15 protein-coding genes are annotated in these 13,012 nt (G+C 74.1%); 5 read left to right on the top strand and 10 right to left on the bottom strand.

All coding sequences use genetic code 11. The annotated features are described in order from the left end of the window. The 3 genes from PLP61_RS09375 to PLP61_RS09365 all read left to right on the top strand — a co-directional run. Positions 1 to 1,287, top strand: a 1,287-nt coding sequence (locus tag PLP61_RS09375) for a polysaccharide deacetylase family protein (RefSeq protein WP_324502369.1), incomplete at its 5' end; no start/stop codon positions are given. A gap of 53 nt (positions 1,288 to 1,340) precedes the next feature. Further along, a complete protein-coding gene (locus PLP61_RS09370) occupies positions 1,341 to 2,630 on the top strand; it encodes a class I adenylate-forming enzyme family protein (RefSeq protein ID WP_324502368.1) in 1,290 nt (429 codons plus the stop codon). A 28-nt stretch (positions 2,631 to 2,658) separates the two neighbouring features. Next, on the top strand, positions 2,659 to 3,333 hold the full coding sequence (locus tag PLP61_RS09365; RefSeq protein ID WP_324502366.1) for a DUF5995 family protein: 675 nt from the start codon (positions 2,659 to 2,661) through the stop codon (positions 3,331 to 3,333). On the opposite strand, the gene PLP61_RS09360 is transcribed toward PLP61_RS09365, so the two are convergent. The 4 genes from PLP61_RS09360 to PLP61_RS09345 all read right to left on the bottom strand — a co-directional run bounded on the left by PLP61_RS09360 (position 3,330) and on the right by PLP61_RS09345 (position 5,620). Further along, positions 3,330 to 3,695 carry a hypothetical protein gene (locus PLP61_RS09360; RefSeq protein ID WP_324502364.1) on the bottom strand — a complete coding sequence of 122 codons (366 nt, stop codon included), beginning with the start codon at positions 3,693 to 3,695 and terminating at the stop codon, positions 3,330 to 3,332. The genes PLP61_RS09365 and PLP61_RS09360 overlap by 4 nt on opposite strands. Then, positions 3,692 to 3,931, bottom strand: coding sequence for a hypothetical protein (locus PLP61_RS09355; RefSeq protein ID WP_324502363.1), 240 nt, complete (start codon positions 3,929 to 3,931; stop codon positions 3,692 to 3,694). The genes PLP61_RS09360 and PLP61_RS09355 overlap by 4 nt, the downstream gene beginning before the upstream one ends. A gap of 90 nt (positions 3,932 to 4,021) precedes the next feature. Then, positions 4,022 to 4,786 carry an ion transporter gene (locus PLP61_RS09350; protein ID WP_324502362.1) on the bottom strand — a complete coding sequence of 255 codons (765 nt, stop codon included), beginning with the start codon at positions 4,784 to 4,786 and terminating at the stop codon, positions 4,022 to 4,024. A 42-nt stretch (positions 4,787 to 4,828) separates the two neighbouring features. Then, positions 4,829 to 5,620, bottom strand: a complete 792-nt coding sequence (locus PLP61_RS09345) for a phosphatase PAP2 family protein (RefSeq protein ID WP_324502361.1) — start codon at positions 5,618 to 5,620, stop codon at positions 4,829 to 4,831. A gap of 48 nt (positions 5,621 to 5,668) precedes the next feature. Here PLP61_RS09345 and PLP61_RS09340 point away from each other — a divergent pair, with 48 nt between their 5' ends. Continuing rightward, positions 5,669 to 6,160: an adenosine-specific kinase gene (locus tag PLP61_RS09340; RefSeq protein ID WP_324502360.1), complete on the top strand. Its 492-nt coding sequence runs from the start codon at positions 5,669 to 5,671 to the stop codon at positions 6,158 to 6,160. 28 nt (positions 6,161 to 6,188) lie between these two features. On the opposite strand, the gene PLP61_RS09335 is transcribed toward PLP61_RS09340, so the two are convergent. Both PLP61_RS09335 and PLP61_RS09330 read right to left on the bottom strand, forming a co-directional pair. Further along, entirely contained in the window at positions 6,189 to 7,529 is a 1,341-nt protein-coding gene (locus PLP61_RS09335) for an MBL fold metallo-hydrolase RNA specificity domain-containing protein (RefSeq protein ID WP_324502359.1), read from the bottom strand. Positions 7,530 to 7,593: 64 nt separating this feature from the next. After that, the gene (locus PLP61_RS09330; protein WP_324502358.1) at positions 7,594 to 7,731 is read right to left on the bottom strand and encodes a hypothetical protein; all 138 of its coding nucleotides are present in this window, start codon (positions 7,729 to 7,731) and stop codon (positions 7,594 to 7,596) included. A 149-nt stretch (positions 7,732 to 7,880) separates the two neighbouring features. Here PLP61_RS09330 and galK point away from each other — a divergent pair, with 149 nt between their 5' ends. Next, positions 7,881 to 9,056, top strand: a complete 1,176-nt coding sequence (gene galK, locus PLP61_RS09325) for a galactokinase (protein WP_324502357.1) — start codon at positions 7,881 to 7,883, stop codon at positions 9,054 to 9,056. Between the two features lie 5 nt (positions 9,057 to 9,061). Here galK and PLP61_RS09320 read toward each other — a convergent pair whose 3' ends face one another. The 4 genes from PLP61_RS09320 to PLP61_RS09305 all read right to left on the bottom strand — a co-directional run. Continuing rightward, positions 9,062 to 10,906: a SulP family inorganic anion transporter gene (locus tag PLP61_RS09320; RefSeq protein ID WP_324502356.1), complete on the bottom strand. Its 1,845-nt coding sequence runs from the start codon at positions 10,904 to 10,906 to the stop codon at positions 9,062 to 9,064. After that, positions 10,903 to 11,541: a hypothetical protein gene (locus PLP61_RS09315; RefSeq protein ID WP_324502355.1), complete on the bottom strand. Its 639-nt coding sequence runs from the start codon at positions 11,539 to 11,541 to the stop codon at positions 10,903 to 10,905. The genes PLP61_RS09320 and PLP61_RS09315 overlap by 4 nt, the downstream gene beginning before the upstream one ends. A gap of 62 nt (positions 11,542 to 11,603) precedes the next feature. Beyond that, on the bottom strand, positions 11,604 to 12,791 hold the full coding sequence (locus PLP61_RS09310; RefSeq protein WP_324502354.1) for an acyl-CoA dehydrogenase family protein: 1,188 nt from the start codon (positions 12,789 to 12,791) through the stop codon (positions 11,604 to 11,606). Positions 12,792 to 12,801: 10 nt separating this feature from the next. Beyond that, on the bottom strand, positions 12,802 to 13,012 hold a 211-nt coding region (locus PLP61_RS09305), incomplete at its 5' end, for an acyl-CoA dehydrogenase family protein (RefSeq protein WP_324502353.1).

Below are 13,012 nucleotides of genomic sequence, written 5' to 3'. Positions count from 1 at the left end.
CAGGCGGCACCGCGGCCGTGCTCGCGGGGGCTGGTGGCGCTCACGTTCGACGACGGCCCCGCCGTCGCGGTCACCGGGCGGCTGCTCGACGTGCTGGGGGCACGGCGGGTGCCGGCCACCTTCTTCGTGGTGGGGCAACGCGTCGCCGCGGCCCCGGCACTGGCGCGGCGGGCGTACCGGCGCGGGTTCGTCCTCGGCAACCACACCTACGCGCACGAGATGCTCACCGGGCTCTCCGACGCCGGGATCCGCTCGACCCTGCAGCGGACGGCGAAGGCGATGCGAAAGGCAGGGGTGCACCCCTCCCGCCTGATGCGGCCGCCGTACGGCGCGGTCGACTCCCGGGTCCGCACGGTGGTGGCCGGGATGGGCCTGGTGCCGGTGCTGTGGGACGTCGACCCGCGCGACTGGGACTCCGGCGACTCCGCCGACATCGCGGCTCGGGTGCTGGGCGCGCTACGTCCGGGAGGGAGCAACATCGTGCTGTTGCACGACGGGGTGCAGCGCTCCCCGATCACCCTGGGCGCGGTGCCCGCGATCGTGAGCGGCGCCCGGGCTCGGGGCTACTGCTTCGCCGCCCTCGGTCCGTCGGGGCGGCCGGCGCCGCCGGTGCCGAAGGCCGGAGTCGGCGACGCCACGGTCACCGAGGCCGACCCCGGCGCCCCCGTCACGCTCCGGTTCCGCGTGCGCCTGGACCGGCCCACCTCCCGCCGGGTCTCCGTCCGGGTGCGCACGGTCGACGGCACGGCCACCGCGGGGACGGACTACGCCGCGGTGGACCGCCGCGTGGAGTTCCCGGTCGGCACGGTGGCCCGCGAGGTGACCGTCCGGGTGCGTGGTGACCGGGTGGACGAGGTGCGGGAACGGCTGCGGCTCCGGCTCAGCGCCTCCCGTGGTCTGACCGTCGGCGACGCCACCGGGGTGGGCACCATCCGTGACGACGACCCGCCACCCGGACTCCGGCTCGGCGACCTGACCGTGGTCGAGCCTGCCACGGGCTCGGTGGTGACCCCGCTGGCCTTGGGGTTGGACCGTCCCAGCAGCCGCCGGGTGGCGGTCGTCCTGGAGACCGTCCCGGTCGAGGCGGACCAGACCGACTACGTCCCCTTCCGCGTCCGGCTCGTCCTCCTGCCCGGTGAGCGCCGGCTCGCGATCCCGGTGGAGGTCCTCTCCGACGCTGTGCCGGAGCCTGTCGAGACCTTCCAGGTCCACGTCGTCTCCGCGACCCGCGCCACGGTCACCGACGGCGTCGGCGTCGTCACCATCAGCCCGCCGCCGCCCGGCTGACCCGGGACCGGCTCGGCCACGGACGGGGGCACCGTGGGGGCCACAATGGGGGCATGAGCAGCCGGCCCGACCTGTCCTCCGGTGACCGGGTGGCCCTGCTGGTGCCCGGCTCGCTGGCCTACGTCGAGGTGGTGCTCCACCTCCTCGCCGACGGTGTGGTGCCGGTGCCGCTGGACCCACGGCTCACCCCGCGAGAGCGGGCGACCGTCCTGGGCGACGTGCGCCCGGTGCTCGTGGTCGACGACGAGCCCACCCTGCGCGCGCTCCACCGGAGACTGGGGGCCGGCTCCCGAGGCGGCTACCGCCTCCCCCTGGCGCGGCCGATGCACCTGACCTCCGGCACCACCGGTACCCCCAAGGGCGTCTGGTCGGGGGTCCTGGCCCCCGAGGCGGCCGCGGCGCTGGTGGCCGAGGAGCGCGACCTGTGGCAGTTCACCGACTCCGACGTCCACCTGGTGATCAGCCCGCTGCACCACTCGGCCCCCCTGCGGTTCGCCATCGGCACCCTGCTCGCCGGGGGACGGCTGGTGGTCCCGGGGCCCTTCGACGCGGCGCGGCTGACCGCGGTGATCGCGGAGGACCGACCGACCGCGACCTTCTGCGTGCCCACCCACCTGCAGCGGCTCTTCACCTACTGGGACGCGCACGGTCGCCCGGACCTGTCGAGCTTCCGGATGCTCGCGCATGCCGGGGCCGCGTGCCCCGCGCCGGTGAAGCGGCGCCTGGTCGAGGCGTTCCCCGCAGGGAGCACGTGGGAGTTCTACGGGTCCACCGAGGGGCAGTTCACCGCCTGTCGCAGCGAGGAGTGGCTGGAGCGTCCCGGCACCGTCGGCCGGGCCCGCCCGGGCCGCACCCTGAGCGTGGACACCGACCGGACGATCTGGTGCACCGTGCCCGAGCACGCGCGGTTCAGCTACTTCGGTGCCCCCGAGAAGACCGCCGAGGCCTGGCGCGACACCCCCGCCGGCCCGGCCTTCACCGTCGGCGACCACGGCCGGCTGGACCCGGACGGGTACCTCTACCTGGACGGGCGGCGCGAGGACCTGGTGATCTCCGGTGGGGTCAACGTCTACCCCGCCGAGGTGGAGAGCGTGCTGGCCGCCCACCCCGGTGTCCGTCAGGTGGCGGTCTTCGGGATGCCCGACGAGGAGTGGGGGCAGCGCGTGTGCGCCGCCGTGGTCGGCGAGGTGACCGAGGCGGAGCTGCGCGACCTGGCCCGCACCCAGCTCGCACCCGCGAAGCGGCCGAAGCGCTACCTCTTCGTCGAGGACCTGCCGCACACCGCGACCGGCAAGGTGCGCCGCCTCGAGCTGTCCCGGCTGCCCGAGGCGGCGCCGGGGTGAGCAGGGTCCGGGGCGCTATCGTCGGCAGATGGCCGACCGCACCGTCGACGACGTCCTCGCCCACCTCCGGCGCATCGACGCCGAGCTCCCGGCCGGCGACGGCGCCGGCGTGTTCAACCGCATGTACCTCACCGTGACCGAGGCGGTCGCCACCAGTCTCGCGGCAGGCCGGGTGTTCGACGACCCGGCCTACATGGCCGACCTCGACGTGGCCTTCGCCTCGTCGTGGACCCAGGCCTACGACGCACCACTGGGGTCGGTCCCCAGAGCCTGGGCACCGCTCTTCGAGCAGCGGGGTGACCGATCGGTGCTGCCGATCCAGTTCGCCCTCGCGGGGATGAACGCGCACATCGGGCACGACCTCCCCCTGGCCGTGGTCGACACGTGCCGCCGGCGCGAGGTCTCCCCCGCCGAGGTCCACGCCGACTACGAGCGGGTCAACGACCTGTTGGCCGCCTGCGAGTCCGACGTGCGCCGGTCCTTCCTCGGCGAGGCGGGACGCGCCGCGGACGCGCATGTCGGGGCGGTGGTGCACCTGGTCAGCGCGTGGAACATCGACAGGGCGCGCGAGGTCGCCTGGGTCAACGTGGAGGCGCTGTGGGAGCTGCGGCGGATCGGGCCGCTGGCGGACCGCTACCGTGCCGCGCTCGCCCGCACCGTGGGCATGGCCTCGCGCACGCTGCTCACCCCGGTCGGGACCTAGCCCACCCGCACCGTCCGCCGACCCGCGGCGACGTCCGCGAGCAGCTGCGCCCGGGACAGGGTGTGCGGTCCGCAGTCGCACCAGGCGGGCAGCCCGTCGTCGCTCATCGCGTCACCCACCAGCAGGTCGACGTACTCGCGGCCGCGCGGACCCCCGTGGTGGGCGGTGTCCACGCGGTCCTTCGAGCCGTGGGAGTGCGGACCCTCGACCGCGTGGTACACCAGACCCACCCCGGTCTCGTAGACCGCGGCGAGGTGGTGGCTGGCCGCGCACTGGACGCTGCACCGCCGGTGCTCGGAGCGGGGGCCGCCCAGCTCGGCGAGGGCCGCGCCGGCCCGGTGCCGACGGTCCTGGGAGCTCATCGCTCGTCCTCCTCCATCAGCGCGGGATCGGGGGCCAGCACGTCCTCGGGACCGTGCCGCAGGGTCAGGTCGTCCACCTCGCAGGTGACCTCGGAGTGCTCCGCCCAGCCGTCCACCACGCGGGCCGCCTCCTCCTCGGAGTCGCACAGCTCCCGCTGCACCAGCTCACCGTGCCGGTAGACCCGCACCTCGATCCGGGGGGTGTCCCACGGGTCGACCGATGTGTCTTCGGACATCAGACCGCCTTTCGCCGGGAGACTGACACCTCCACTGTCCACCCAACCCGAGCCGGAACCAAGGGCGGGGTCGGCCCGTGCCGGCCCCGGTCAGCCGTCCAGGAGTCGGCGCAGGTCCGCCGTGGCCCGCTGCTGCTCGGCCAGCAGCGACTCCAGCTCCGTGAGCCGCTCCCGCGCGTCGGAGACGGGCGCCTCCTCCGCCCGGCGCGGCGCCAGGAAGGCGTTGGCGAGGAAGCCGGTCAGCGTCCCGAAGATGCCGACGCCGAGCACGATGATGAACGCGCCGAGGTTGCGCCCGGCATTGGTCACCGGGTACTGGTCGCCGTACCCGACCGTCGACATCGTGACGATGACGTACCACAGCGCGTCTGAGGCGTTGGTGATGTTCGCGTCAGGGTCTCCCGACTCGACGCGCAGCATGAGGAGGCTCCCGAACTCGAGCACCAGGATCGCGACGAAGAGCAGGCTGAGCAGGGCGCTGCCGGCCCGGTCGCGCAGGACGCTGCGGCGTACGTAGCCCACGCCGTTGCCACGCACCAGCCGGACCACCCGCAGCAGGCGGAACACGCGGAGGAGCTTCATCTGCGGGAACGGCATGCTCGCCAGCAGGTCGGCCCAGCCGTAGCGCCGCCAGAAGTAGGTCGACCGGCTCGGCGCTCGGCGGAACCGCCACAGGAAGTCCCCGAGGAAGACCAGACTCAGCACGCCGTCGATGACGTAGACCACGGCTCTGCCGGCGTCGTACTGGATGAAGATGATCAGGACCAGGTTGACGATCGACAGCAGGGACAGCAGCCCGATGAAGATCTCGTAACCCGCTCCCCCGGCCGCATCCTCGGACGCAGCGTCGTCCATCTCCGCCTCCTCACGTCCCCCCACGCACCCTACGACGCGGGGTCAGGCGCGAGCAGAGCGACTCGCCAGGGGTCCGACGTGGGTGAGCACCCAGGTGATGGCCACCAGCGCCGCCCCGGCGACCGCGTCGAGGAACCAGTGGTTGGCGGTGGCGACCACGACGAGGAAGGTCACCGTGGGGTAGGACCACACCAGGACCCGCTGCCAGCGGGCCGTCGCCATCCGGCTCAGCGCCAGGGCGCACCACACCGCCCAGCCCACGTGCATGGACGGCATCGCGGCGAGCTGGTTGACCATGCCCGCTGCTCCCTTGATCGCCGCCCCCTGCCCCGCCCACCAGCCGTACTCTGCGGTCCTGGCGAGGACGTCGGTGTAGCCCACGACGAAGCGGGGCGGGGCCGTCGGGAAAGCCAGGTAACAGGCCAGGGCGGCGCCCGTCGCCACGACGAGCGCCGTGCGCGAGGAGCGGTAGTGGGCCGGTCGGAACCGGTAGACCAGGACCAGCACCGCCGGCGTGACGAGGTAGTGGAGCACGGCGTACCAGTACGACGCGGCCACCTCGACCATCGGCAGCCGGCTCAGCGCCAGGTTCAGCGACGACTCGACGTCGAGGTGCAGCAGACGCTCGAGGTGCAGCACGTCCCGCGCGTGCAGGAGCGCCACGCGCAGGTCGTCGCTCGCGACCAGCCGGGTCAGCGAGTAGAGGACGAAGAGGCCGGCGAGCAGCGCGGCCTCGCGCAGCGGCGAGTGTCGCAGCTGCGCCACCAGCTCGACGTCCTCGGCCTGTGCGGTGACAGGTTCCTGCGTGGTGTCCACCCCCCGGTGTGTGACCATGGTTCACGCTACTCCCTGCGCCAACCCGTTTCCGGAACGAGAGCCGCCATGACCGAGCCCACCACCGCCGTCGTCCCCCTCGACGTACCCGACGGGGTCAACCTCATCCTCGGGCAGGCCCACTTCGTCAAGACGGTGGAGGATCTCCACGAGGCCCTGGTCGGCTCCTCGCCGCACCTGCGGTTCGGGGTGGCCTTCTGCGAGGCGTCCGGGCCGCGGCTGGTGCGCCGCAGCGGCAACGACGCCCAGCTCGTCGACCTCGCGGTCCGCGCCGCCCTCGCGGTCGGGGCGGGCCACAGCTTCGTGGTGCTCCTGCGCGAGGGGTTCCCCGTCAACGTGCTCAACCAGGTCAAGGCCGTGCCGGAGGTGTGCCGGGTGTACTGCGCCACGGCCAACCCCGTCCAGGTTCTGGTCGCGGAGACCCCACAGGGCCGGGGCGTCCTCGGTGTCGTCGACGGGGAGACGCCCCTGGGGGTCGAGACCGAGGCCGACGAGCGGGCGCGCCGCCAGCTGCTGCGCGACATCGGCTACAAGCTCTGACCCCGGATGCGGCCGGGGCCACGCACCCTCAGTCGAGGCGGACGCGCTCGCGGAACCTCGGGGTGACGGCGGACCAGCCGAGCGCCTCGCTGATCCGCGCCGCCAGGGCCTCCGAGGCGGCGGGCTCCCCGTGGACGACGTACACGGTGCGGGGCGGGCGGGGCAACCGGCGCAGCCAGTCGATGATCTCCGGTGCGTCCGCGTGCACCGAGAACTCCGAGTCCAGCACCACCTCGGCGCGCACCGCCACGTAGCGACCGTGGATCTTCACCTGGCGCGCCCCTTCCGCCAGGTCGCGTCCCCTCGTGCCCACCGCCTGGTAGCCCGAGAGCAGCACGGCATGCCTCGGGTCGGGCAGCATTCCCGCGAGGTGGTGCAGCACGCGACCGCCGGTGGCCATGCCGGAGGCGGACAGGACGACGCAGGGCCGCTCCGGGTCGTTGAGCTGCTGGGACTCCTGCACGCTGCGCACCACGCGCAGGTCCGGGACGCCGAAGCTGTCCAGGCGTAGCGCACGGCGGTAGATGTCCAGGGCGGCCACCGCCATCGGGCTGTCGACGTAGACGGGGACGGAGGGGATCCGGCCCTCCCGCATCAGCGCCCCCAGCGCGACCAGCACCACCTCGGTGCGGTCCACGGCGAAGGCCGGGATGAGGACCGAACCGCCCCGGCCGAGGGCCCGGCGAACGGTGTCGGCCAGCACCTCGGAGGTCGCCGGAGGGTGCACCCGGTCGCCGTAGGTCGACTCGACCACGACCACCTCCGCCGGCGGCGGGTCCTCCCGGTCCACGACGACGGGGTGGTCGGGTCGACCGAGGTCCCCGCTGAACAGCACCGCCGTGCCGGCGACGTCGAGCAGCACGCTCGCCGAGCCGAGGATGTGCCCTGCCGAGCTCAGGGTTGCGGTGACGTCCTCCCCCACCGGGGCGGGGTCGTGGAAGGCCACCGGCCGCAGCAGCGGCAGGGTCCGCTCGACGTCGCCGTCGTCGTACAGCGGCAACGCCGGCCGGTGCCGGGAGAACCCCGCCTCGTTGGCGTACCGCGCGTCCTCCTCCTGCAGGTGCGCGCTGTCCCGCAGCACGACGGCGGCCATCTCGGCGGTCTCCCGGGTGCACACGATCGGTCCGGTGAACCCCTCGCGCACCAGCCGGGGCAGGTAGCCGCAGTGGTCGAGGTGGGCGTGGGTGAGGACCACGGCGTCGAACGACGCCGGGTCGACGGGGAACTCCTGCCAGTTGCGCTGACGCAGCTCCTTCAGGCCCTGGTAGAGACCTGCGTCCACGAGGATCCGCGACTGCGGGGACTCGACGAGGAAGCGGCTGCCGGTGACCGTGCCGGCGGCACCGAGGAATGTCAGGGTCGGGCTCATGCCCCCAGTCTCGCCCTCCCGGGTGTCACGGCGGTCGGCGGGACCTCACGGGGCTCGCCGCCGGCTACGCCTCGGCCAGCTCCTCGGCCGGGCGACGGGGCGACGGCACCTGCGCGGCACCGTAGAGCTCGTCCCAGCACTCCGGGCAGTACGCCACCTGCCGGAACGCGACCGAGCGAATGTGTGCATCGAAGCGTGACATCTCTGCATAGCAGTTCACGCAGGTACAAGTCCCCATGACTCTTCCGCCTCACTGAGCGAAACGACACCCGTTGCTTCCATGAAAGCCCTCCGCGTGGCGGGGGTCAACGTGCGACACGGTAAAGACTGCGCGGGGCCTACCCTGTGGCCGTGGACTTCCAGCAGGCCGGCCCGGTGGCGCAGCGGGCGACCGACGCCGCCCAGGGATACTCCACGGCGTTCGGCCGCCCGGCCGAGCTGGTGGCGCGTGCCCCGGGCCGGGTGAACCTGATCGGGGAGCACACCGACTACAACGAGGGGCTGTGCCTACCGGTGGCGCTGGCCCACGCGACGTACGCGGCCGTCGGCGCCCGGACGGACGGGCTGGTCCGGGTGGTCAGCCGGCAGTCCCCGACGACGTGGGCCGGCGGTGTCGAGGACGCCGGCCCCGGACGGGTGACCGGCTGGCCGGCGTACGCCGCCGGGGTGCTCTGGGCGCTGGCCCGGGACGGGCTGGACCTGCCGGGCATGGACGTCTACGTCGACAGCGAGGTGCCCGTGGGCGCCGGGCTGTCCAGCTCGGCGGCGCTGGAGTGCGCTGTCGCGGTCGCGGCCGTGTCACTCGCGGGGCGGGAGCTCGACGACCCGCTCCGCACTCGGCTCGTGCACGCGTGCATGGCGGCGGAGTCCGAGGTGGCCGGTGCGCCGACCGGGGGCCTGGACCAGTCCGTGTCGCTGTTCGCCCGCGCCGGGCACGCCCTGCTGCTCGACTTCGCCGACGGGTCCCGCCGCCAGGTCCCGCTGCCGCTCGCCGCGGCCGGGCTGACCGTGCTGGTCGTCGACACGAGAGTGAGCCACGCGCTCACCGACGGGGGGTACGCCGCGCGGCGGGCCGGCTGCGTCGAGGCGGCCACCGCCCTCGGACTGTCCTCGCTGCGGCAGGCCACCGTGGCCGACCTGCCCCGCCTCACCGACGAGCGGCTGCGGGCCCTGGCCCGGCACGTGGTCACCGAGACCGCCCGGGTCGCCGAGACCGTCGCCGCCGTCGGCGAGGGCGACTGGGTCGGGGTCGGCGAGCTGTTCGCCGCCTCGCACGCGGCGCTGCGCGACGACTACCGGGTCTCGTGCCCCGAGCTCGATCTCGTCGTGGAGACCGCCGTCGCCGCCGGTGCGCTGGGCGCGCGGATGACCGGCGGCGGGTTCGGCGGGTCGGCGATCGCGCTGGTGGCGCGCGACCGCCTGCAGGCGGTCGCCGGGGCGGTGACCGCGGCCTTCGACCAGGCCGGGCTGGCCGCGCCGGTCCTGCTCACCGCGACCGGAGCCGCGGGCGCGTCCCGCTGCCTCTGACCCAGCTAGATCTCGGCGGGCTCGGGGCCCGGCTCGTCGGACACGATGTGCTCCTCGCCCTCCTCGCCGAGGTCGTCCACCTCGACCGGAAGCCAGTCGGAGTCGAAGACCCCGCCCTGGACGGCCGGGTAGCCGGTCAGTCCGTGCGTCTGACGCGCCTCCCGCACCCCCTGCGAGATGCTGTGCCACAGGTGGTCCTCGCCGATCTCCGCCATCAGGCCGGTGCGCTTCAAGGCGCGTCGGACCGGCCACATCACCCGCACCAGGTACAGGTCGACCCCCCGAGCGCGCAGGGCCCGGTGCAGCTCGGCGAGCGCGTCGAGGCTGGTGGTGTCGGCCTGGTTGGTCGCCTCGAGGTCCAGCACCAGGGCGCGCAGGCCGGGGGTGGCCTCCACCTGCGCCAGCACCGCGTCGTGCACCGGCTGGGCGGTGACCCAGAAGATGGGGGCGTCGATGCGCAGGACCATCACCCCCGGGTACGTCGGCCGCTCGGGGTGCGCCCGGAGGCTCCCCCACGCGGCCTTCTCGCCGGTCACCTTGCCCATCGTGTCCACCCGCAGCCGGCTGGACCGGTAGACCAGCCCCAGCACCGAGGCACCCACGGCGATGAGCAGCCCGTTGAGCGGACCGAAGACCAGCACCCCGACCGCGGCGATCAGGGCCGAGACGATGTCGTTGCGGCGGACCCGCGCGTAGCGGCCCAGGGCCGCGAAGTCCATCAGCTTCCACACCGCGTTGACGACGATGGCGCTGAGCACCGCACGGGGCAGGGAGGAGAGCGCCGGGGCGAGCGCGACGATCACGACCAGGGCCAGCACCCCCGCGGCGACCCCCGCCATCTGGCTGCGGCCCCGGGCGTCGTCCACGGCGGCCGTCTTGGACAGGCTTCCCGCGACACCGATGCCCCCGAACAGCCCGCTCGCCACGTTGGCCGAGCCGGCGGCCAGCAGCTCCTGGTCGGCGTCGACCCGGTAGCCGCCCTTGCCGGCGAACAGCCGCGCCGCGCTCAGCCCCTCGGCCAGACCGACCAGCGCCAGGGCCGCTCCCGCGCTGAAGAGCGCGGGCAGGTCGTCGGGGTCGACCGTGGGCACCATCGGGGTCGGCAGCCCGCGCGGCACCGCGCCCACCACCGCGACGCCCTCCGCCGCCAGGTCGAGCGCACTGGAGACCGCCAGCCCGAGAAGCAGCACCACCAGGCCCCAGGGCACGCGCGGCGCGAACCTCTGCCCGCCGAAGAGGAGGAGTAGCGCCACCGCGGACAAGACGGTGGTGGTCGCGTCCGCCTGACCGCGTGTCAAGCTCTCGGCGAGGGCGCTGAGCCGCTCCACCACCTGGCCCTGGGGCGTCGGCACCCCGAGCAGGTTCGGCACCTCGTTGAGGATGACGAGCATGGTCAGCCCCAGCACGAAGCCGGTGACGATCGGCTTGGACAGGAACTCCGCCATCCAGCCGATGCGCAGGAACCCGGCGAGGATCAGCACGATCCCCGCGCTGAGCGCCAGCGCCGCGGTGTACGACTCCGCGTCGGCGGTCCCGGCCACCCCGAAGGTGGCCAGGAAGGAGCCCGACAGCACCGACACCGTGGAGACCGGCCCCACCACGAGCTGGCGGGAGGAGCCGAACACGGCGTAGACGAACAGCGCGACGGGCACCGCGTAGAGTCCCGCCTGCACCGGAGCCCCGGCGATGGCGGCGTACCCGAGCGCCTGGGGTACAGCGAGCGCCGCGACGACCGCCCCCGCAACGAGGTCGCCGCGCAGCCACTCACGGCGGTACTCCGGCACCCACCCGACGGCAGGGACCCGCCGCCAGCGCCCGGCCGCGCCGTTGCGGTCCGAGGAACCCGTCATGCCGGGCCCCTACCGCCGGCCGCGGCCAGCGGGGAGCGCGCCTTGAGCCCGCAGTCGCGCAGCTCCAGGTCGGCCAGGGCCGCGATCACCGCCGGGTCCCGCGCTCGCCAGGCGCCGGCCGGGTCGTCGTGCACCTTGGCCAGGACGTGCATGGGCTGCCTGGCGAGCGCCCGCAGCGCGAACAGGTCGAGGTCTTCGGTGGCGTCGATGAAGCGGCTCCCGGCGGTCGCCTCCCGGATGAACCTGACGCGGACCGGGAGGTAGAACGCCGACACCACGAGCACCGGCACCAGCCCGGCCGAGAGCCCCAGCCAGAAGGCGAGCTGCTCGACGGCGTCGACCTGCGCCCGGCCGGCGTCGGCGAGCCGTTGGGAGGCGCTGGCTGCCTCGTCGAACGGTGCCGCGACCCCCTCGCCGACCAGAGGGACGTCGTCGAGGCGGGCGCCTGCGTCGGAGAGCCCGCCGGCCATCGAGGTGGCGGAGTCGGCCACCAGGTGGCCGGGCCGGGCCAGGGCCAGGGTGCCGTCGTGCAGGGCGGAGCCCAGCCAGGCGCAGAGCACCAGCCAGCCGACGAAGAGCAGGTCGGCGGTGATCTGCCGCAGACGGCGGCCGGGGGTGTCGGCGTACAGCTTCATGGCCCCATCCGACCAGTCGCGGGGCCCGGCGTCGAGCCTGGTCACCGGCGGGGCCCCTGCCGCTACCTCAGCTGCGCGCTCGTCAGCCCCAGCAGGCGGCGGGCGACGATGAGCAGCTGGATCTGCTGGGTGCCCTCGAAGATGTCGAGGATCTTGGCGTCCCTGGCCCACTTCTCGAGAAGCTCGGACTCGGCGTACCCGACGGTGCCGCACAGCTCGACGCACCCGAGGGTCACCGCGGTGCCCACCCGGCCCGCCTTGGCCTTGGCCATGGAGGCCTCCAGGGAGTTCGGCTCGCCGCGGTCGGCCATCCAGGCCGCCTTCATCATCAGCAGGCGGGCGGACTCGAGGTCGGCCTCCAGTGCGAGGAGCCGGGCCGCCGCCGCGGGCTGCACCAGCGCGGGCCGCTCGTAGTCCACCTCGACCCCGGCGTCCCGGAGCAGGTCGCGGGTAAGGTCCAGCGCCGCGCGGGCGCAGCCGACGGCCATCGCGGCCACCGTGGGACGGGTGTGGTCGAAGGTGGTCATCGCTCCGCCGAAGCCCTGGCGGACGTCGAGGTCGGGGCTGCCCAGGAGGTTCTCCGCGGGCACACGGCAGTCGACCAGGCGGATCGTGGCGGTGTCGGAGGACCGGATGCCGAGCTTGCGCTCGAGCCGCTCGACCTTCAGGCCCGGGGTCCCCTTCGGCACCACGAACGACTTGATCGCGGCCCGTCCCAGCGCCCGGTCCAGCGTCGCCCAGACCACGACGCAGTCGGCGCGCTCGCCGGAGGTGACGAAGATCTTCTCCCCGTTGAGCACGTAGTGGTCACCGTCGCGGGACGCCGTGGTGCGGATTGCGGCGGAGTCCGAGCCGGCCTCTGGCTCGGTGATGGCCATCGCCGCCCAGACGCCGCTGAACCGCTCACGCTGCTCCTGGGTGGCCAGCGCGGTGATAGCGGCGTTGCCCAGGCCGCGCCGGGGCAGCGAAAGCAGCAGGCCGACGTCCCCCCAGCACATCTCGGCCACCGTCAGCACCGAGGCCAGGTGGGTGCCCGTGCGCGGCGCACCCGAGGCCTCGCGGGTCGCCTCGTCCTGGGCGGTCCGGGCCGCCGCCCCGTCGATGAGGTCGGCCAGGTCGTCGAGCTCGTGAGGGTACTCGTGCTCGGCGAGGTCGTACCGGCGCGAGATCGGGCGGAGCAGGTGCTCGGCGGCCTGGTGGGCCAGCTCCAGCAGCGGCGCGATCTCCGCAGGATCGTCGAGGTCGATCATGGTGCCGTCCTCAGACGAGGACGCCTCCTTCCATGACGGCCGGCGCCCGCAGGTCCCGGTACCAGCGCTCCACCGGGTGCTCCTTGACGTAGCCGTGCCCGCCGAGCAGCTGGACGCCGTCCGACCCGATCCGCATGCCCTTCTCGGCGGCCAGCATGCGGGCCAGGCCCACGTCCCGCGAGACGTCGGCGGCCCGGGCTCCCCGTGCGGCCCGGGCCGCC

It is taken from the genome of Nocardioides sp., from assembly GCF_035429765.1.
Lineage (GTDB): Bacteria > Actinomycetota > Actinomycetes > Propionibacteriales > Nocardioidaceae > Nocardioides.
Note: the sequence above shows the minus strand (reverse complement) of the source record. Positions and strands in the feature narration are given on the sequence as shown.

What these genes read in the sequence shown, in the direction of transcription:
- PLP61_RS09360 (WP_324502364.1), bottom strand. Translation starts at nt 3,695, where the DNA reads ATGAGCTCCCAGGACCGTCGGCACCGGGCCGGCGCGGCCCTCGCCGAG.
- PLP61_RS09340 (WP_324502360.1), top strand. Translation starts at nt 5,669, where the DNA reads ATGACCGAGCCCACCACCGCCGTCGTCCCCCTCGACGTACCCGACGGG.
- PLP61_RS09335 (WP_324502359.1), bottom strand. Translation starts at nt 7,529, where the DNA reads ATGAGCCCGACCCTGACATTCCTCGGTGCCGCCGGCACGGTCACCGGC.
- PLP61_RS09320 (WP_324502356.1), bottom strand. Translation starts at nt 10,906, where the DNA reads ATGACGGGTTCCTCGGACCGCAACGGCGCGGCCGGGCGCTGGCGGCGG.
- PLP61_RS09330 (WP_324502358.1), bottom strand. Translation starts at nt 7,731, where the DNA reads ATGTCACGCTTCGATGCACACATTCGCTCGGTCGCGTTCCGGCAGGTG.
- PLP61_RS09345 (WP_324502361.1), bottom strand. Translation starts at nt 5,620, where the DNA reads ATGGTCACACACCGGGGGGTGGACACCACGCAGGAACCTGTCACCGCA.
- PLP61_RS09370 (WP_324502368.1), top strand. Translation starts at nt 1,341, where the DNA reads ATGAGCAGCCGGCCCGACCTGTCCTCCGGTGACCGGGTGGCCCTGCTG.
- PLP61_RS09365 (WP_324502366.1), top strand. Translation starts at nt 2,659, where the DNA reads ATGGCCGACCGCACCGTCGACGACGTCCTCGCCCACCTCCGGCGCATC.
- PLP61_RS09310 (WP_324502354.1), bottom strand. Translation starts at nt 12,791, where the DNA reads ATGATCGACCTCGACGATCCTGCGGAGATCGCGCCGCTGCTGGAGCTG.
- PLP61_RS09315 (WP_324502355.1), bottom strand. Translation starts at nt 11,541, where the DNA reads ATGAAGCTGTACGCCGACACCCCCGGCCGCCGTCTGCGGCAGATCACC.
- PLP61_RS09355 (WP_324502363.1), bottom strand. Translation starts at nt 3,931, where the DNA reads ATGTCCGAAGACACATCGGTCGACCCGTGGGACACCCCCCGGATCGAG.
- PLP61_RS09350 (WP_324502362.1), bottom strand. Translation starts at nt 4,786, where the DNA reads ATGGACGACGCTGCGTCCGAGGATGCGGCCGGGGGAGCGGGTTACGAG.